Annotated in this window: 1 protein-coding gene; it reads left to right on the top strand. The window is 59.4% G+C overall.

The genetic code is table 11. The features are described from left to right. Window positions 1-46 precede the first annotated feature (46 nt). Window positions 47-596: GntR family transcriptional regulator (locus tag J5M71_RS26605; RefSeq protein ID WP_207838459.1), on the top strand; the 550-nt coding region annotated here is incomplete at its 3' end.

The following is a 596-nucleotide window of genomic DNA, read 5'->3' on the forward strand; positions in this document are numbered from 1 at the left end:
TTTGATGCCCGTCTGGCATGGACAGCCAAGCTCAAGAGCGGACCCCATGAAACGCCAGCCACTCGACGACAGCTTCAAGGTCAATCGCAACCCCGTTACCCTGCGCGAAATCGTGCTGGACAAACTGCGTAGCGCGATCATGAATTTCCAGCTCATGCCAGGTGATCGTCTGGTCGAACGCGACCTGTGCGATCGTCTCGGCGTCAGCCGCACTTCGGTGCGCGAAGCTTTGCGTCACCTTGAATCCGAAGGTCTCGTCGAATTCGCAGATGCCAAAGGACCGCGCGTAGCCATCATCACCCTCGACGACGCCGTCGATATCTACGAACTGCGTTGTGTGCTCGAAGGCCTGATCGTGCAACTGTTCACCCTGCGCGCCAAAGCCAAGGACATCAAAGCCCTGGAAAAAGCCCTCGATGACAACCGCAAGGCGTTGAAGGACGGCGAACTGCAACAGGTGATCGACTCGGTGCAGGGCTTCTACGACGTGCTGCTCGAAGGCTCGGGCAACCATGTCGCCGCCACCCAATTGCGCCAGTTGCAGGCGCGCATCAGCTATCTGCGCGCGACCTCGGTGTCCCAGGAAAACCGACGCG

It is taken from the genome of Pseudomonas sp. 43(2021), from assembly GCF_017490805.1.
Classification (GTDB): domain Bacteria; phylum Pseudomonadota; class Gammaproteobacteria; order Pseudomonadales; family Pseudomonadaceae; genus Aquipseudomonas.